Genomic DNA, 16,754 nt, shown 5'->3' with positions numbered 1-16,754 from the left:
CGGTGGTATTAGAGACGTGCCAGTAGCTCACAGGCACGAATGCCGAAGATCTGCAGCAGCTTGGCGAGCATATGCGGCGGTGGTTCATCGCCACGGGTCAGGGCGTAGAGGGTGATCGGCAGGGGTGGCGTGAGGGTGCGGATGCAGGTGGTTGCCGTCGATGCGCCGAGGGCGGTAAAGGGGTCAATGACCGTCAAACCGGCGCCGGACTCCACCATCGCCCGGGCCAGGGAATAGGTTTGTACCGAGATGGTCACGCGTGGCGGTGGATCGACGTTCTCCAGGTAGCTGTCCAGCTTGGTCGCCAGCGGATCAGCACTGGAAAGCCCGATCAATGGCGCGCCCGCCAGTTCGCTCAGCGGCAATGGTTGGTTGATTTCAGCCGCCGACCAATAGCCCTTGGACGCCAATGCAACCAGCACGCCATTGGCCAGCACCTGGGTGGTCAACCCAGGATGGCCGGAAAAGTTGAGGGTCAGCGCCAGGTCGATTTCGCGCATCAGCAGCTTCTGGACCAGCTCACGGCTATGGTCGCTGGACAGCTCGCAAGCCATGTCGGGGTATTCGCGCTTCCATTCCAGAATCGCCGGAGGCAGCAGCGACAAGGCCAACGCCGGAATCGCACCAATGCGCACGCTTTGCCCTGGGGCGCGGCGCAGGCTCTTGGCTAGACGCCTTACACCTTGCAAGCTCTCGGTGACTTTCTCGACTTCGCTTTCCAGTGCCAGGGCTTCCGGCGTGGGCTGCAATTTGCCGCGCACCCGCAGAAACAGCGCAAAGCCCAGCTGCAATTCGGCGTGCTGCAACACTTTGGTCACCGCTGGTTGCGAGACGTGCAGCAACTGCGCGGCAGCACTGATCGAGCCAGTCTGGCGAATGGCCTGGAAGATTTCGATATGACGCAAGCGCATGGCAAGTCCATAACCTTTGTTTATAGGTGACCCATCTTTATTCATTGTCGGTGGCCTGTCACCTGCGCCTACGCTTGGTCTTCAGTTTATCAACGGTCGGGGGCTGGGATGGCCAGGCAGGTTTGCATCATCGGTGGTGGGGTTATCGGCTTGGCCAGTGCTTATGCTTTGGTACGGGCTGGCCATGAGGTAACGGTGATCGACGCCCGCGATACCTTGGGCAGCGAAACCAGTTTCGCCAACGGTGGGCAGCTGTCCTATCGCTATGTTGCGCCATTGGCCGACGCGGGCGTGCCGCTGCAGGCGATTGGGTGGCTGTTGCGCGGCGACTCGCCGCTGAAGCTGCGCCCACGGCTTGACCTCCAGCAATGGCGCTGGATGGCAGCGTTCATCGGTGCCTGCCGGGGCTCGGTAAACAAGCGCAACGCTGCCCACTTGCTGCGGCTGGCGAGCCTGAGTCAAGGCACCTTGCAGCAATGGCGTGTCGATGATCGCTTGGACGGCTTTGACTGGCGGCGCAACGGCAAGCTGGTGACCTTTCGCAATGCCGAGACGTTTGAGCGTGCACGCAGCAAGGTCACCGACGTCCTGCAGCAGCAGGTGCTGTCTGCGGTGGATTGTACGCACCTGGAACCGGCGTTGGCGGCAGGTGGGTTTGTCGGCGGCATCTATACCCCGAATGAGGAAGTGGCGGACTGTCATGCTTTTTGCCAACGGCTGGCAGCTCGGTTAAAGGCTTCAGGGCGCTGTACATTTTTGCTGGGTCGCAAGGTTACCGGGATTCGTCACGCCGACGGTGCAGTGCAGGCCATCGAAATGGGCCATGACGTGATGCCGGTCGAACAGTTGGTGCTGGCTGCCGGGCATCGCAGCGCCGAGTTGGCGTTGCCGCGCTTGTCGCTGCCGCTGTACCCGCTCAAGGGCTACAGCCTGAGCGTGCCGATCGGTGCGCAGCACAAGGCGCCGAACGTGAGCATCACCGACTATGACCGCAAGATCGTCTACGCGCGCATTGGTGAGCAACTGCGGATCGCGGCCATGGTGGATATTGTCGGCTTTGATGCGCGTCTTGAGCCCAAGCGCCTGGCCTTGATAAAGCGTCAGGCGCTGGAGACGTTTCCCTTGGCCGGTGACTACGCCCACGCGGTCGAGTGGGCCGGTATGCGCCCGGCAACACCGACGGGCGTACCATTGATCGGTGCCAGCGCCTACCGCAATTTGTGGTTGAACCTGGGGCATGGCGCGCTTGGTTTTACCCTGGCCTGTGGCAGTGGCCAGCTATTGGCTGAGTTGATCAGCCAGCATGTTCCTTCCATTGATATGCAGGGCCTGGCGCCCCGCGCCGCTTGAGGATGCAGCCATGACTATCACCCGAATCAACAGCAACGAGCGTCTTAGCGCTGCCGTGACCTTCAAGGATTTGGTGTTTCTCTCGGGCCAGGTACCGGGCGATGGCCAGGACGTAGCCAGCCAAACCCGAGAAGTGTTGGCCAGGATCGACGCGCTGTTGGCCGAGGCGGGCAGTGACAAGGATCACCTGCTCAACGCGACGATTTACCTGAAGGACATCAGTACCGGTTTTACGCCGATGAATGAAGCCTGGTCTGCATGGCTTTCGCCAGGCATGGCGCCCACGCGTACCACCCTGCAAGCAGAGCTGGCGCGACCGAGTGTCCTGGTGGAAATCAGCGTGATTGCAGTACGTAAATAACCGATCTACCAACGGAGAATAACAATGAAAAAAATCCTGTTGACCGGCTGCGCTCTTGGACTTTTTTTGAGCGCAAACGCCCATGCGACCGAAGCGCCTCTGGAGGGCACCTTGAGCAAGATCGCCAGCGCCAAGGCCATCACCCTGGGGTATCGCGATGCGTCGGTGCCGTTTTCCTACATTGGGGATAACAGTGGCAAGCCGATGGGCTACTCGGTGGACCTGGCGAGCAAGATTGTCGAGCGCATCCAGCAGAAAATCGGGGTGAGTGAGCTCAAGGTGAAGTACAACCTGGTGACTTCCCAAACCCGTATTCCGCTGGTGCAGAACGGCACCGTCGACCTGGAGTGCGGCTCCACCGGCGTGACCGCCGAGCGGCAGAAGCAGGTAGCATTTTCCTACGGGTTCATTTACGTGAAGGGGCAGTTGCTAACGGCCAAGGACAGCGGGATCAAAGGCTTTGCCGACCTCACGGGCAAAAACGTGGTGACCACTGCCGGTACTACCAATGAACGCTTCCTCAAAAGTTACAATGCTGAACACAAAGCCAATATGTTCGTGATCAGCGCCAAAGACCATGGCGAGGCTTTCAAGATGCTCGAGACCGGCCGTGCGGTAGCGTTCTATATGGATGATGCGTTGCTCTACGGCGAGCGCGCCAAGGCCAGGGACCCGCACCACTGGGTGGTGGTGGGCGAGGAGCAGTCGCGGGAGATCTACAGCTGCATGGTGCGCAAGGACGACCCGCAGTTTCTCGCCGTGGTCAACGAGACTTTGGGTGATCTGTACCGTTCGGGAGAGATCAACGGGATTTACCAGCGCTGGTTTGAGCAGCCGATCCCGCCGAAGGGCCTGAACCTGGAATTCCCAATGACCAGCGAGTTGAAGGCGATCATTGCCAAGCCGGTGAGTGATCCGGTGGAGTGATCGCTCCGTTTAGAAATCACCCCAGAGTTGCTGGGCGACCGACAGCGCCACCACGGGCGCGGTTTCGGTACGTAATACCCGTGGCCCCAACCGCGCAGCATGGAAGCCAGCGCCTTGGGCGGTGTCGACTTCGCCGTCGGTCAAGCCACCTTCCGGCCCGATCAGAAACGCCAGGCTCGAAGGCTTCGCGTGACTGATCATCGGCTCGGCGACTGGGTGCAGTACCAGTTTCAGGTCGGCTTCAGTTTGCTTCAGCCAGTCGGCCAGCAACACCGGTGCGTGAATCACCGGCACCGTTGAACGCCCACACTGCTCGCACGCGCTGATGGCAACCTGACGCCAGTGCAGCAGGCGTTTGTCGGCGCGTTCGTCCTTGAGGCGCACTTCGCAGCGCTCGCTGAAGATCGGTGTGATCGCATTGACGCCCAGTTCAGTGGCCTTCTGGATCGCCCAATCCATGCGCTCACCCCGGGACAGGCCCTGGCCGAGGTGGATATGCAGCGGCGATTCATCTTGGCCGGCAAAGCTTTGCGTCAGTTGCACAGTGACGCGTTTTTTACCGACTTCCAGCAGCGTGCCACTAAACTCCTGGCCAGAACCGTCGAACAGCTGCACGGCATCGCCTTCACCCATGCGCAACACACGGCTGATGTAATGCGCCTGGGCTTCAGGAAGTTCGTGATCGCCGAGGCTCAGCGGGGTGTCGGTGAAAAAGCGGGACAGTCTCATTTCTGTTCTCTGAAGAGGTGTATGCAGGAGCGAGCTTGCTGTGGCAAGTCGGTTCTTACAGGGGTTGGTATCAACCCGGGTCACGAAAGCCAGGATGGAAATCTTTGGGTACCGCCACACTGACGTTGCTGTTAGTGGCGATATCAATCCCCTCGCTGGCCACTTCGGCCAGGAAGTCGATCTGCTCCGGTGTAATCACATAGGGCGGCAGGAAATACACCACGCTGCCCAGTGGCCGCAACAGCGCGCCACGCTCCAGTGCGTGTTCGAATACCTTCAAGCCACGGCGTTCCTGCCACGGGTAGGCGGCCTTGGTGGCTTTGTCCTGCACCATCTCGATCGCCAGCACCATGCCCGTCTGGCGCACTTCCGAAACGTGAGGATGGTCCACCAGGTGCGCGGTGGCGGTCGCCATGCGCTGGGCCAGGGCCTTGTTGTTTTCGATGACGTTGTCTTCTTCAAAGATATCCAGCGTCGCCAAGGCTGCCGCGCACGCCAGCGGGTTGCCGGTGTAGCTGTGGGAGTGCAGGAAGGCGCGCAGGGTAGGGTAGTCGTCGTAGAAGGCACTGTAGACATCTTCGGTGGTGACCACGGCGGCCAGCGGCAAGTAGCCGCCGGTGAGGGCCTTGGACAGGCACAGGAAGTCCGGGCGGATGCCGGCTTGTTCACAGGCGAACATGCTGCCGGTGCGGCCGAAGCCGACGGCGATTTCGTCGTGGATCAAGTGCACGCCGTAGCGGTCGCAGGCTTCGCGCAGCAGCTTGAGGTACACCGGGTGGTACATCCTCATGCCGCCGGCGCCCTGGATCAGTGGCTCGACAATCACTGCGGCAACGGTATCGTGGTGGTCAGCCAGGGTCTGTTCCATGGCCAGGAACATGTTGCGCGAGTGTTCTTCCCAGCTCATGCCGTCGGGGCGCAGGTAGCAATCGGGGCTCGGCACTTTGATGGTGTCGAGCAGCAGCGCCTTGTAGGTCTCGGTAAACAACGGCACGTCGCCTACCGACATCGCGGCGATGGTTTCGCCGTGGTAGCTGTTGGTCAGGGTGACGAAGCGCTTCTTGTTCGGCAGGCCGCGGTTGAGCCAGTAGTGAAAGCTCATCTTCAATGCGACTTCGATACAGGATGAACCGTTATCGGCGTAGAAGCAGCGCGTCAGGCCTTCAGGCGTCATCTGCACGAGGCGCTCGGACAACTCGATCACTGGCTGGTGGCTGAAACCGGCGAGGATCACATGCTCCAACTGATCGACCTGGTCCTTGATGCGCTGGTTGATGCGCGGGTTGGCGTGGCCGAACACGTTGACCCACCAGGAGCTGACGGCGTCGAGGTAGCGTTTGCCTTCGAAGTCTTCCAGCCATACGCCTTCACCGCGCTTGATCGGGACCAGCGGAAGTTGCTGGTGGTCTTTCATCTGGGTGCAGGGATGCCACAGCACCGCGAGGTCGCGTTGCATCCACTGGTTGTTCAAGCCCATCGGTGATCTCCTCGAAGCGATCCTGCGGCGCGCGCAGGCGAAACAATCGCGCAAGCCTATGCAATGGTGGCGCGTGTCACAAGCCATTGTGGGGCAATTGGCGGTAAATGCAGGACGGTCTGTCGCGTTTCTTGGGAATAGTCTTAATCCCTTGTTAATTTATGATACCTAGCCTCTTCATCGTATTTCTCGATATTTCAAAGCGAAATTTTCCGCTTTAATTCGATAGGTAAAACGCTAGTCTTGGGCACAGTTCTTACGGGATTAAGTACATGCAGCTACGCAATTCTCCCGCCCGGTACGGCTGGGTCAGCATGGTTCTACACTGGGGCGTCGCCTTGGTGGTGTTTGGTTTATTCGCATTGGGCCTGTGGATGGTCGGCCTCGACTACTACAGCGCCTGGCGCAAAGATGCGCCCGACTTGCACAAGAGCATTGGCATCACGCTGTTTGCCATCATGCTGGTGCGTATCGTCTGGCGTCTGGTCAGCCCGCCGCCACCGCCGCTGGCCAGCTATAGCCGTATGACGCGGATCGGTGCTGCATTTGGCCATGCGTTCCTGTATCTGGGGCTGTTTGCCGTGATGATTGCCGGTTACCTGATTTCCACCGCCGACGGTGTCGGTATTCCGGTGTTTGGCCTGTTTGAAATTCCTGCCGTGGTTTCCGGTCTACCGGACCAGGCAGACACAGCCGGTTGGGTGCATCTGTACCTGGCCTGGGTGTTGGTGGTCTTCGCCGGTTTGCATGGCGTGGCTGCATTGAAACACCACTTTATCGATCGTGATGCGACCCTGACACGAATGCTGGGGCGCAAAGCCTGATGTTCAACCTCGACTCACAAGGAATAGAAAGCATGTTGAAAAAAACACTCGCTGCGCTGGCAATCGGTTCTGCTCTGCTGTCCGCAGGTTCGGCGATGGCCGCTGACTACGTGATCGACAAGGAAGGCCAGCACGCCTTCGTCGATTTCAAGATCAGCCACCTGGGCTACAGCTACATTACCGGTACCTTCAAGGACCTGGACGGCAAGTTCAGCTTTGACGCCGCCAAGCCGGAAGACGCCAAGATTGAAGTTAACGTGCGTACTGCCAGCGTGTTCTCCAACCACGCCGAGCGCGACAAGCACGTCAACAGCAAGGACTTCCTGGAGTCGGGCAAATTCCCTGATGCCAAGTTCGTCTCCACCAGCGTCAAGCCAACTGGCAAAAATGCTGATGGCAAGCTGACTGCTGATGTGACCGGCGACCTGACCTTCCACGGTGTGACCAAGCCGATCCTGGTCAAAGCCACGTTCCTGGGCGAAGGCAAGGATCCATGGGGCGGCTACCGTGCCGGCTTTGAAGGCACCACCAACATCAGCCGCAAGGAATTCAACAAAGACGGTATGGACGTAGGTCCACAGTCTGACAACGTTCAGCTGTACATCACGTTTGAAGGTGTGAAAGCGAAGTAATTTTCGCCGCGCATAAAAAATGCCCTGCATCGAAAGATGCGGGGCATTTTTTTGGCTGACGATTCGTGCCGGCCTAGCCGGCCTCATCGCAGGCAAGCCAGCTCCCACAATTGAAATGCATTCCCTTGTGGGAGTGGGCTTGCCCGCGATGGCGTTGTAACAGTCAACGCCTATGGCTTTGGAACTCAGCGGTTGCGGGTCAGCAGCGCCGGTTTCTCACCACGAGGACGGCCTGGCAGTTGGTCCAACTGCTCGGGTGTCGGGAAGCGATCAGCTTTCGACTCCTTGTGGATGATCTTCGGCGCCGGGCCACCACGCGGGTTTTGCACCGCTGGCTCGGACAGGCGTGGCTGGTCGTCACGGGCCGGGCGGCGGTTGTTGCTGCGCGAATCTTCGCGACGCGCCTGGCCGTCACGCGGTGCACCATTACGCGGGCCGCTGCGCTTGGCAGGCGGAGTACCGGTGCTGCCGCCGCTGCTGTTGCGCGGGCCGTTCTGGCGACCGCCCTGAGGCTGGCCGCCACGGGGAGCACCCGCACCGGCGCCTTGTGCCGGGGCACCTGGACGACGGCCACGGCCCTGGGCCGGCTTGGCCTGGGGCACGTAGTCGACGCGGTTACCAAAGTTATCCACATCGTCGTCGAGGAACTCGTCCGGGGCACGGTCAGCGGCGGCGCGTGGCGGCTGGCTCGGCTGGCGCTGTTCGCGGGCCGGGGTGCCTTCACGTGGCTTTTGCTCACGGGCCGGGCGTTCACCTCGGCTGCTGGTGGCGGACTTTTCCTTGCCCTTGTCCTTGCCTTTGTCGCGACGACCACCGCCACCACCGCCGCCGTTCGGGCCATCGCCCTTCGGACCGCGTGGGTTGCGCGGGTTACGCACATCCGGACGCTCGCGGGCTTCAGGTTTCTCGGCCTCCACGGCGCTGGCATCGAAGCCCATCAGGTCGCCGTCGGCGATTTTCTGCTTGGTCATACGTTCGATGCTTTTCAGCAGTTTTTCTTCGTCCGGTGCGACCAGGGAAATGGCCTCACCCGAACGACCGGCACGGCCAGTACGGCCGATACGGTGCACATAGTCTTCATCGACGTTCGGCAGCTCGAAGTTGACTACGTGTGGCAACTGGTCGATATCCAGGCCGCGGGCGGCGATATCGGTGGCGACCAGGATGCGCACAGTGCCGGCCTTGAAGTCGGCCAGGGCTTTGGTGCGAGCGTTCTGGCTCTTGTTACCGTGGATGGCAACAGCGGTGAGGCCGTGTTTGTCCAGATACTCGGCCAGGCGGTTGGCGCCGTGCTTGGTGCGGGTGAAGACCAGCACCTGTTCCCACGCGCCGTGGGTGATCAGGTGCGCCAGCAGCGAGCGCTTGTGGCTGGCGGCGAGGCGGAATACGCGTTGCTCGATACGCTCGACCGTGGTGTTCGGTGGCGTGACTTCGATGCGCTCCGGGTTGTGCAGCAGCTTGCCGGCCAGGGCCGTGATGTCCTGGGAGAACGTTGCCGAAAACAGCAGGTTCTGACGTTTGGCCGGCAGGCGTGCGAGGACCTTTTTCACGTCATGGACAAAGCCCATGTCGAGCATACGGTCGGCTTCGTCCAGCACGAGGATTTCCACGTGGGACAAATCGACGCTGCCCTGGCCGCACAGGTCGAGCAAACGACCCGGGCAAGCGACCAGTACGTCAACGCCACGGGACATGGCCTGAACCTGTGGGTTCATGCCGACACCGCCGAAGATGCAGGCGCTGACGAACTTCAGGTCGCGGGCGTACAGCTTGAAGCTGTCGTGGACCTGGGCTGCGAGTTCGCGGGTAGGGGTCAGGACCAGTACACGCGGTTGGCGCGGGCCGTGACGCTGGGATTTGTCCGGGTGACCGTTGGGAAACAACCGCTCCAGAATCGGGAGGGCGAAACCACCGGTTTTACCGGTACCTGTCTGAGCCGCGACCATCAGGTCGCGACCTTGCAACACGGCGGGAATGGCCCGCTGTTGCACCGGAGTAGGCTCGGTATAGCCCGCTGCCTCGATGGCGCGGACTAAAGCCTCGGAGAGACCGAGGGAAGCAAAGGACATGAGTAATCCTGTTTTAGTTAGGGCTTGGCCCAAAGGGATAATCTTGCCGGGCGTGAATGGCGCTTAGGGGAGCGCAATCCCGTCCGGTCCTGCTGTGTCTGGCGGGCACTCCACCGGCTCGCGCGGGCTGCAAAGCTGCGCAGTAGCTGGGTTGGGTGCCTTTTTCAAGACCCGAGCGGCCGGGCGTAAGCCTGGCGGAAAGGCCGGAGTATAACAGAGCAATCACGGCGCGCTGCTTTCCTGCTGCTCAACGGCGTGTCCGGAGGCTGATATCGGGGAGGTTTGAGCCTGCATCCCACCATATTTGGCGCTCAAGGCGGCATAGGCCGGCTCTTGCTTGAAGCGCTTGAGCTCGGCGGCAAAGCGCTGTACCAACAGGTCCATGCCGGCTCCTCGGCGCACCGCGAGAAATTGTTGTTGGCGGCTGACCACCACTGCCGCCTGGCTGACTTTGCCCTCAAGGCCCAGCGTCTTGATGATGTGCTGCCCCACTCGCCGGTCAGTCACGACCATGTCGATGCGTCCGAGCATCAGCTTGCCGAAATTGGCTTCATGGCTGGGGGCAGGCTCGCGCTCGAATGCGCTGGACCCACTGAACGTCTCGCCATAGAGGTAGCCGGGTGAGATGCCGACAGTCAGGCCACGCAGCTCATCGAGGGTTGTGGCGGGGTGAGGGCGATCATTGGCGTAGAACAGGACGAATTCGACTTCCGACAAGGGTTCACTGGGGTAGAGCAACTGGGCGTCGCGTTCATGGCTGTGGAAAATATCCAGCGCGCCATCGGCGTGACCCTGCTCGAGCATCGCCAGGCAGCGCTTCCAGGGCAGGAATTGCCATTGCACTTCCACGCCCAGACGTTGGAACACGGCCACTGTGGTTTCGTAATCCAGGCCGGCCCTGGTGCCGTTATCGTCGTAGACATAGGGCGCCCAGGGCTCGGTGACAATGCGCAGTTTCTCGCCATGAGCGACCAGGCTCAGGCAAGAAAAAAGCACGGCGGTCAGTAGCTTGAAAATGGCGGGCATACCTTGAGGTTACGACGCTCCCGACAGAAAGAGAAGCTCTACCACGCGCATTGGCGGGCGGTGTTATTTCGCCGGAGCGTCCAGCAAGTGTTCGTGGATCGCGGCGCGACGCTCGCCCAGTATCAGCCGCACCACGGGGTTGGCGAACCAGTGTTCCAGTTGGTGGGCATCCAGTGGGCGCTTCTGGCGTTCTTCCTGGTTTTGTCGTGCCTTGTCCCACCAAACCGGACCGCAGGCCTGATCGAACTCGTTTTCGTGCTCGTAGCAACCATAGAGGATTTCACGAATGAACTGTTGCTGGTGCTTGGGCAGCAGCAGGGTGATCAGCTTGTACATCAAGCGCTGCAAGCGCGGCGGGCGCGGCAGGTGCGAGGAGACCTGGCGGGTATCGGCCAGGGCCTGCGCACTGGTTGGGGCACTGGCGTGTTTGGCGATCCACGCCTTGACCTTGGCCCGGAACAGCTGTTTGCGGCTCCAGTAATGGTGGATCAGGTCCGGGCATTCGCGCACGTTGACGGTGCGGTAGGCGGCGATGGACAGGCAGAACTCTTCCAGGGTGTAGGCGCCCTGGGCGTGGGGGAACAGTTCATCCATCAATTCGATGGAGCGGTCGAGGATGTGTGCATCCTGTTGGGTCAGGCCCATGACCCCGGAATTGAGGGTCATCATGTCATCGTCGGCCACGCCCATCTCCAGCAGACGCTGGTGCAGGGCGGTGTAGAGGATGCTTTCGTGGTTGTCGCCGTACTTGGTGTAGAAGGCGTTGCACAGCAGGGTGCCGGGCTGCACGCGCTCGAACAGGGCCATGGGCGAATGGTGGAAGAACGTGTCGGTGTCGATCAGCAGCGCCACCTCCGACTCTTCCAGTACCTGGCGCAGTACCACGTGTTTGGTGCGGAAATGATAACCGTGGGGCTCGCTCCAGCGTTTGCGAGTGGCCTCGTCCAGTGGGCGCACGCGTACCGGCAGCAAGTGATAAGGCTCTGGATTGTCGGTGAACACCTGAATGTCCACGTTCGCGTCCGGGGTGTCCTGCAGGAACGCCAGTGCGCTGGCGATGCTGAATACCGCTTCCTGGTGGTAGGTCTGGGCACCGAAGACCAGATAGACCAGTTGCGGGCGGGAAGTCGGGGACACTGTATTCATGGACTGCGGGGTTCCGTGGGTCACGTAAAACGACAAAGGCCCTCGTCTGAGGGCCTTGGTACAACCGAACAGACCTCAGCGTGGCAGCTTGAGGTTGTTCCAGACAGCAAGACTGGGTTCAGATTGGTTCAGGGTATAGAAATGCAACCCTGGCGCACCACCCTGCAACAATTGCTCACACATCTCGGTGATGACCTGTTCGCCGAAGGCCTGGATGCTTTTGACGTCGTCGCCATAGGCTTCCAGTTGCTTGCGCACCCAGCGGGGGATTTCGGCACCGCAGGCGTCGGAGAAACGTGCCAGCTTGCTGTAGTTGGTGATCGGCATGATGCCCGGCACGATCGGGATATTCACACCCATCGCTTGTACACGCTCGACGAAGTAGAAGTAGCTGTCGGCGTTGAAGAAGTACTGGGTGATTGCACTGTTGGCACCGGCATTGGCCTTGCGCACGAAGTTCTGCAAATCGTCTTCGAAATTGCGCGCCTGGGGGTGCATCTCCGGGTAAGCGGCCACTTCGATATGGAAGTGATCGCCGCTTTCTTCGCGGATGAAACTCACCAGGTCATTGGCGTAGCGCAGCTCACCGCTGGCCATGCCCATGCCGGACGGCAGGTCGCCACGCAAGGCGACGATACGCTTGATGCCGGCAGCTTTGTATTGGGTCAGCAGACCACGCAGGTCGGCCTTGCTGTCGCCCACGCACGACAAGTGCGGAGCGGCGGGAATTTTGACTTCGCTTTCCAGCTGCAACACGGTGTTGATCGTGCGGTCGCGGGTCGAACCGCCGGCGCCGTAGGTGCAGGAGAAGAAGTCGGGGTTGTAGCTGGCCAGCACCTTGGCAGTGGCCATCAGCTTTTCATGCCCAGCATCGGTCTTGGTCGGGAAAAACTCGAAGCTGTAGCGACGGTCTTGGGACATGGTAATACCCTTTGAAACCCAGAATTGCGGAGTGTGTACACCGTCGATGTGGGAGGGGGCTTGCTCCCGATGGCGGAGTGTCAGTTAATAAATATATTGACTGACCCACCGCCATCGGGAGCAAGCCCCCTCCCACATTAAAGCCCGTTCCCCCACAGGGAGAGTGGGCAGCAGGTGTATCAGTAGCGGTAAGCGTGCGGCTTGAACGGGCCCTCAACCGTCACACCGATGTAGTCGGCCTGGGTCTTGGTCAGTTGAGTCACGACGCCGCCGAAGCCGCGGACCATTTCCAGGGCCACTTCTTCGTCGAGTTTCTTGGGCAGTACTTCAACGGTCAGGCGCTCGGCTTTCTGGGCTGGCGACAGGTCGGCGTACTTCTGTTCGAACAGGAAGATCTGCGCCAGTACCTGGTTGGCGAACGAGCCGTCCATGATGCGGCTTGGGTGACCGGTGGCGTTGCCCAGGTTAACCAGGCGGCCTTCGGCCAGCAGGATCAGGTAGTCATCGTTCTGCGGGTCGAAATTGCCGGCGCCGGTACGGTGAACCTTGTGCACCTGCGGTTTCACTTCTTCCCATGCCCAGTTCTTGCGCATGAATGCGGTGTCGATCTCGTTGTCGAAGTGGCCGATGTTGCAGACAACGGCGCGCTTCTTCAGGGCCTTGAGCATGTTCGCATCGCACACATTCACGTTACCGGTGGTGGTGACGATCAGGTCGATCTTGCCCAGCAGGGCCTTGTCGATGCTTGCTTCGGTACCGTCGTTGATACCGTCGATGAACGGCGAAACCACTTCGAAACCGTCCATGCAGGCTTGCATGGCGCAGATCGGGTCAACTTCGGAGACCTTGACGATCATGCCTTCCTGACGCAGGGACTGGGACGAACCCTTGCCCACGTCACCGTAGCCGATCACCAGGGCTTGCTTGCCCGACAGCAGGTGGTCTGTGCCACGCTTGATTGCATCGTTCAGGCTGTGACGGCAGCCGTACTTGTTGTCGTTCTTGCTCTTGGTCACCGAGTCGTTGACGTTGATGGCCGGGATCTTCAGCTCGCCCTTGGCCAGCATATCCAGCAGGCGGTGCACGCCCGTGGTGGTTTCTTCGGTCACGCCGTGGACGCGGTCGAGGATCTGCGGGTATTTCTTGTGCAGCAGTTCGGTCAGGTCGCCGCCGTCGTCGAGGATCATGTTGGCATCCCATGGCGCGCCATCCTTGAGGATGGTTTGCTCCAGGCACCACTCGTACTCTTCTTCGGTTTCGCCCTTCCAGGCAAATACCGGGATACCGGCGGCAGCGATAGCGGCGGCGGCCTGGTCCTGAGTCGAGAAGATGTTGCACGAGGACCAACGCACTTCGGCACCCAGGGCAACCAGGGTTTCGATCAGTACGGCGGTCTGGATGGTCATGTGGATGCAGCCCAGAATCTTCGCGCCCTTGAGCGGCTGTTCAGCGGCGTACTTGCGACGCAGGCCCATCAGGGCCGGCATTTCGGATTCGGCGATAAAGGTTTCGCGACGGCCCCAGGCAGCGAGGGACATGTCGGCGACTTTGTAGTCGTTGAAATCTGCAGGCGTCATTACAGCGCTCATAGAGAGCCTCCATTCGTAGTGTGCGAATGGGCGCCGTTGTGCGTTTAGTATCAGGCCAGGGCAACCAGGCCGGACAACGCCCCATCCGAGCCTGACAGGTTGAACCTGCTGCAGCGCCCCTCGGACAGGTGGCGGGAGAACGGTATCAATCGAAGATGACCGTTTTGAAACGGAGGCGATTATAGCCGTGTATGTGGCACTTCCCAAGCCTTTCTGTCGGCGGCATGAAGATCGCGCATGGGGGCGATAGGCAATGGCTCATAGAGCTTGGGCCCTGGCTCTGCCATGATGTTGCCCATCATTTGGCAAGACGCTTTGGAGTGATCATGAACTTCCACACCCGCAAATGGGTAAAACCCGAAGACCTCAACCCCAACGGCACCCTGTTCGGTGGCAGCCTGCTGCGCTGGATCGATGAAGAAGCAGCCATTTACGCGATTGTCCAATTGGGCAACCAGCGCGTGGTGACCAAATACATCTCCGAAATCAACTTTGTCAGCGCCTCGCGCCAGGGCGACATCATTGAACTGGGTATCACCGCCACTGAGTTCGGCCGCACCTCCATCACTCTGACCTGTGAAGTGCGCAACAAGATCACCCGCAAAAGTATCCTGACGGTGGAAAAAATGGTCTTCGTCAACCTGGGCGAAGACGGTTTGCCGGCGCCCCATGGCCGTACCGAAATCAAGTATGTGAAGGACCAGTTCCAGGACGACGGTCTTTCTGAGTAACACCTGCGCGACGTGATTTGCGTTACCAAATCATTCCGTGTGGATCCTTCCGAGGCTCTCTCATCACTCAGGCCTACACCCTGTAGAGAGAGCCTCATGTATGAAAGTCTCCAGTTCTGTTGTAGAAAATAAGCCTCTTTCGTCTCAAACCTTCAGCCAGGACGTGAAGACGCCTTTGGTCAAGGGCGTGGGCGAGCGCAACCTGAGTATTTATCGGCATAGCGATGGCCGCGTCGAGGTGGTGCTGTCACCGCCGCCGCCCGCTCACTTGGTGCTCAGTGGCGGTGGCGCCAAGGGCATTGCCTTTCCCGGGATGGTGCAGGCGCTTGAAGACGCCGACAAACTCAAAGGCGTCAAGGTGGTGTCGGGCTCGTCTGCCGGTGCGATTTCTGCAGCGTTACTCGCCAGTGGCATGGACGCGAAGGCGTTCACGCAGTTGTCGAACAGCCTCGACTTGCCCAGCCTGCTCAATAGCAAAGATCCGATCCTGGCCTGGCTGCAGGATGCCAGTTCCAAACTTGGCAAGCTTGCGGGCAATCTACCTGGCCCGGGCGGCAATATTTCGCAACTGCTGCTGACCCTGCTGCCGCGCCTGCAAACCGAGGGGCAGCCCCTGGAAGAATTGATTCGCAACCAGTCACGTCAATCGATTCTTGCCCATATCGAGCGTATGCCCAAGGCGGACCGCCCGCCTGAAGTCACGCAAATCGCCGACCGGCTCAAAGCCGGAGCCGGGCCCACCTTTCGCGACCTGGAGGTGTTGAGCCGCCATATTCCGGCGATCAAGCAACTGAACATCACGGGCACAGGCATGTTCGACGGTCGTCCACAGTTGGTGGTGTTCAATGCCAGCCTGACGCCAGATATGGACATCGCCCGTGCTGCGCTTATTTCGGGGGCGTTGCCGGGCCTGTTCAAGAGCCCGTCCGAACAGGGCCACGGGTTTCAGACGGATGCAGAGGTTACGGCGTTTCAAGACGGAGGGCTGCTCCTCAATACCCCTGCCCCCGGTGTCATTGAACGTTCGTTTCCGGAGAGCCCTTTGGGCAAGGACGAATCGCTGATCGTCAAGTTCGAATCCGAGCAGAGCTCACCACCGCGCCAGAGCGGTGGCTTTTTCAGCCATTTGGCTGACAAGTTCACAGGCACGCCGCATACCGCGGCTGAAACCTACCAAGATGACCGGCTCAAGGCGTTTTCGGATCAAACGGTGACATTGCCGTTGAACTCGAACAAAGGCGATTTTCGCGGCCTGCTCAACGGCACCGTCAACTTCACCATGACTCTTGAACAGAAACAGCATTTGCAGGCCCAGGCTCGCCAATCGGTGTCGAGCCACCTGCAAAAGCGTGAACTGACACGTGAGCGCCATGAGTTCGCCTCCCTGGACGATGCTGTGTTGGCGATGGATGATCAAATGCTTGCCAGCGTGCAGGGTGAATTGCGCAAGGACCCCGCCAGCGCAGACGCACTGCGGTTTCGCGATGAGGCGAAACAGGCGTTGGAGGCGTTGGACAGTGCAATTACCGAAGCCAACCAATCCGACACGTCCCTGAAGATTACTCCGAAGATTGCTGCGGCCTTACGCAACCTGGACTCTCTCGCCAGCAGGCCCGAGCACATCGAGTGGTTGGGCAAACGTCTGAATACGCCGGGCCAGCGTAATTTCCAGCAGCTTTTACAGGTGGGCGCCAAGCAAAAATCGGGCAGTGTGCCAAGTATGTCCAAGGTATTGAGCAGTGCGGTCGCCGAGATGCAAAGTCGGGATATTGGGGTGAAAGCTGAAAACTTTACGCGGGAGGTCATCTACCCATCGCTGTACCGTCCTGGCCAGCCGGCATCCAACGTTGAGCTGCTGCAACGTGCGGTGCGTGACTTAAAAGAGGCGAAGACGCCACAAGACTTCAATAGCGTGCTCGATGGCATCATCAAATACTATCAAGCGCGCAATAAACCCTGGAGCAAACCCGTGAGTTCCACCACCGTGGAACAGGCCAAGGCGTGGCGCATTCCGGTTTAATTGCCGGGCCATTGAACAGCCATCGTCGCGGCATGTCGTAG

15 protein-coding genes and 1 riboswitch are annotated in these 16,754 nt (G+C 60.0%); of the genes, 7 read left to right on the top strand and 8 right to left on the bottom strand.

The genetic code is table 11. From position 1 onward, the window contains the following. Window positions 1-8: 8 nt before the first annotated feature. Window positions 9-911, bottom strand: coding sequence for a LysR family transcriptional regulator (locus tag E4P00_RS03050; protein ID WP_032878961.1), 903 nt, complete (start codon window positions 909-911; stop codon window positions 9-11). Window positions 912-1,019: 108 nt separating this feature from the next. Here E4P00_RS03050 and E4P00_RS03045 point away from each other — a divergent pair, with 108 nt between their 5' ends. The 3 genes from E4P00_RS03045 to E4P00_RS03035 are packed head-to-tail and all read left to right on the top strand — an operon-like array spanning window position 1,020 to window position 3,549. Beyond that, window positions 1,020-2,261, top strand: coding sequence for a D-amino acid dehydrogenase (locus tag E4P00_RS03045; RefSeq protein WP_032878963.1), 1,242 nt, complete (start codon window positions 1,020-1,022; stop codon window positions 2,259-2,261). A 10-nt stretch (window positions 2,262-2,271) separates the two neighbouring features. Beyond that, on the top strand, window positions 2,272-2,622 hold the full coding sequence (locus E4P00_RS03040) for a RidA family protein (RefSeq protein WP_148854553.1): 351 nt from the start codon (window positions 2,272-2,274) through the stop codon (window positions 2,620-2,622). Window positions 2,623-2,646: 24 nt separating this feature from the next. Next, the gene (locus E4P00_RS03035; protein ID WP_248130626.1) at window positions 2,647-3,549 is read left to right on the top strand and encodes a transporter substrate-binding domain-containing protein; all 903 of its coding nucleotides are present in this window, start codon (window positions 2,647-2,649) and stop codon (window positions 3,547-3,549) included. A 9-nt stretch (window positions 3,550-3,558) separates the two neighbouring features. On the opposite strand, the gene E4P00_RS03030 is transcribed toward E4P00_RS03035, so the two are convergent. Together E4P00_RS03030 and E4P00_RS03025 are read right to left on the bottom strand one after the other, a co-directional pair. Further along, on the bottom strand, window positions 3,559-4,278 hold the full coding sequence (locus E4P00_RS03030; RefSeq protein ID WP_032878968.1) for a 16S rRNA (uracil(1498)-N(3))-methyltransferase: 720 nt from the start codon (window positions 4,276-4,278) through the stop codon (window positions 3,559-3,561). A 70-nt stretch (window positions 4,279-4,348) separates the two neighbouring features. Further along, on the bottom strand, window positions 4,349-5,755 hold the full coding sequence (locus E4P00_RS03025) for an adenosylmethionine--8-amino-7-oxononanoate transaminase (protein WP_216090424.1): 1,407 nt from the start codon (window positions 5,753-5,755) through the stop codon (window positions 4,349-4,351). Between the two features lie 272 nt (window positions 5,756-6,027). Between E4P00_RS03025 and E4P00_RS03020 the strand changes: the two genes are divergently transcribed. Further along, window positions 6,028-6,579 (top strand): cytochrome b, encoded by a 552-nt coding sequence (locus E4P00_RS03020; protein ID WP_032878972.1) that lies wholly within the window; start codon window positions 6,028-6,030, stop codon window positions 6,577-6,579. A 32-nt stretch (window positions 6,580-6,611) separates the two neighbouring features. Next, window positions 6,612-7,211: a YceI family protein gene (locus E4P00_RS03015; protein WP_014720298.1), complete on the top strand. Its 600-nt coding sequence runs from the start codon at window positions 6,612-6,614 to the stop codon at window positions 7,209-7,211. A gap of 185 nt (window positions 7,212-7,396) precedes the next feature. On the opposite strand, the gene E4P00_RS03010 is transcribed toward E4P00_RS03015, so the two are convergent. The 5 genes from E4P00_RS03010 to ahcY all read right to left on the bottom strand — a co-directional run bounded on the left by E4P00_RS03010 (window position 7,397) and on the right by ahcY (window position 13,962). Continuing rightward, window positions 7,397-9,280: a DEAD/DEAH box helicase gene (locus E4P00_RS03010; RefSeq protein WP_032878973.1), complete on the bottom strand. Its 1,884-nt coding sequence runs from the start codon at window positions 9,278-9,280 to the stop codon at window positions 7,397-7,399. A gap of 222 nt (window positions 9,281-9,502) precedes the next feature. Further along, on the bottom strand, window positions 9,503-10,306 hold the full coding sequence (locus E4P00_RS03005; protein WP_148854552.1) for a transporter substrate-binding domain-containing protein: 804 nt from the start codon (window positions 10,304-10,306) through the stop codon (window positions 9,503-9,505). A gap of 63 nt (window positions 10,307-10,369) precedes the next feature. Then, entirely contained in the window at window positions 10,370-11,452 is a 1,083-nt protein-coding gene (locus E4P00_RS03000) for a hypothetical protein (protein WP_032878976.1), read from the bottom strand. Between the two features lie 75 nt (window positions 11,453-11,527). Then, window positions 11,528-12,373 carry a methylenetetrahydrofolate reductase [NAD(P)H] gene (metF, locus tag E4P00_RS02995; RefSeq protein WP_005792219.1) on the bottom strand — a complete coding sequence of 282 codons (846 nt, stop codon included), beginning with the start codon at window positions 12,371-12,373 and terminating at the stop codon, window positions 11,528-11,530. Between the two features lie 179 nt (window positions 12,374-12,552). Continuing rightward, window positions 12,553-13,962 (bottom strand): adenosylhomocysteinase, encoded by a 1,410-nt coding sequence (gene ahcY / locus E4P00_RS02990; RefSeq protein WP_005792218.1) that lies wholly within the window; start codon window positions 13,960-13,962, stop codon window positions 12,553-12,555. Window positions 13,963-13,983: 21 nt separating this feature from the next. Beyond that, window positions 13,984-14,090: riboswitch (S-adenosyl-L-homocysteine riboswitch) on the bottom strand. 198 nt (window positions 14,091-14,288) lie between these two features. Here ahcY and E4P00_RS02985 point away from each other — a divergent pair. Together E4P00_RS02985 and E4P00_RS02980 are read left to right on the top strand one after the other, a co-directional pair. After that, window positions 14,289-14,693 (top strand): hotdog domain-containing protein, encoded by a 405-nt coding sequence (locus E4P00_RS02985; protein WP_032878978.1) that lies wholly within the window; start codon window positions 14,289-14,291, stop codon window positions 14,691-14,693. A gap of 100 nt (window positions 14,694-14,793) precedes the next feature. Next, window positions 14,794-16,713, top strand: a complete 1,920-nt coding sequence (locus E4P00_RS02980) for a patatin-like phospholipase family protein (RefSeq protein WP_248130625.1) — start codon at window positions 14,794-14,796, stop codon at window positions 16,711-16,713. Window positions 16,714-16,754 lie beyond the last annotated feature (41 nt).

This window comes from Pseudomonas sp. B329 (assembly GCF_023127835.1).
In the GTDB taxonomy this organism is placed as follows: Bacteria; Pseudomonadota; Gammaproteobacteria; order Pseudomonadales; family Pseudomonadaceae; genus Aquipseudomonas; species Aquipseudomonas synxantha_A.
This window is presented reverse-complemented; position numbering and strand designations above follow the sequence as displayed.

Coding starts and splice junctions, on each gene's coding strand:
- ahcY (WP_005792218.1), bottom strand. CDS start 13,962: ATGAGCGCTGTAATGACGCCTGCAGATTTCAACGACTACAAAGTCGCC.
- metF (WP_005792219.1), bottom strand. CDS start 12,373: ATGTCCCAAGACCGTCGCTACAGCTTCGAGTTTTTCCCGACCAAGACC.
- E4P00_RS03005 (WP_148854552.1), bottom strand. CDS start 10,306: ATGCCCGCCATTTTCAAGCTACTGACCGCCGTGCTTTTTTCTTGCCTG.
- E4P00_RS03015 (WP_014720298.1), top strand. CDS start 6,612: ATGTTGAAAAAAACACTCGCTGCGCTGGCAATCGGTTCTGCTCTGCTG.
- E4P00_RS03035 (WP_248130626.1), top strand. CDS start 2,647: ATGAAAAAAATCCTGTTGACCGGCTGCGCTCTTGGACTTTTTTTGAGC.
- E4P00_RS03040 (WP_148854553.1), top strand. CDS start 2,272: ATGACTATCACCCGAATCAACAGCAACGAGCGTCTTAGCGCTGCCGTG.
- E4P00_RS03025 (WP_216090424.1), bottom strand. CDS start 5,755: ATGGGCTTGAACAACCAGTGGATGCAACGCGACCTCGCGGTGCTGTGG.
- E4P00_RS02985 (WP_032878978.1), top strand. CDS start 14,289: ATGAACTTCCACACCCGCAAATGGGTAAAACCCGAAGACCTCAACCCC.
- E4P00_RS02980 (WP_248130625.1), top strand. CDS start 14,794: ATGAAAGTCTCCAGTTCTGTTGTAGAAAATAAGCCTCTTTCGTCTCAA.
- E4P00_RS03000 (WP_032878976.1), bottom strand. CDS start 11,452: ATGAATACAGTGTCCCCGACTTCCCGCCCGCAACTGGTCTATCTGGTC.
- E4P00_RS03050 (WP_032878961.1), bottom strand. CDS start 911: ATGCGCTTGCGTCATATCGAAATCTTCCAGGCCATTCGCCAGACTGGC.
- E4P00_RS03010 (WP_032878973.1), bottom strand. CDS start 9,280: ATGTCCTTTGCTTCCCTCGGTCTCTCCGAGGCTTTAGTCCGCGCCATC.
- E4P00_RS03045 (WP_032878963.1), top strand. CDS start 1,020: ATGGCCAGGCAGGTTTGCATCATCGGTGGTGGGGTTATCGGCTTGGCC.
- E4P00_RS03020 (WP_032878972.1), top strand. CDS start 6,028: ATGCAGCTACGCAATTCTCCCGCCCGGTACGGCTGGGTCAGCATGGTT.
- E4P00_RS03030 (WP_032878968.1), bottom strand. CDS start 4,278: ATGAGACTGTCCCGCTTTTTCACCGACACCCCGCTGAGCCTCGGCGAT.